Annotated in this window: 1 protein-coding gene; it reads left to right on the top strand. The window is 72.4% G+C overall.

All coding sequences use genetic code 11. The annotated features are described in order from the left end of the window. Positions 1 to 221: hypothetical protein (locus ACLBX8_RS32380; RefSeq protein ID WP_447716490.1), on the top strand; the 221-nt coding region annotated here is incomplete at both ends.

Below are 221 nucleotides of genomic sequence, written 5' to 3'. Positions count from 1 at the left end.
CCGAGCCCGCTCCTGGCGCACCACCAAGAGCCGCTGATCCAGAACTACGCTGGCCGGCGTTTCCGCCTGGAGCCCCGCTCGTACCGGGAGATCCAGCCCCGCCCGTACCGGGAGATCCAGCTCCGCCAGCCGAGCCCGCTCCTGGCGCACCACCAAACGCGGCCGAATCAGAACCTCGTTGGCCGGCCCCGCCGGCCGCGCCTGCTCCTGACGCACCACCA

This window comes from Methylobacterium sp. D48H (assembly GCF_053345715.1).
Note: the sequence above shows the minus strand (reverse complement) of the source record. Positions and strands in the feature narration are given on the sequence as shown.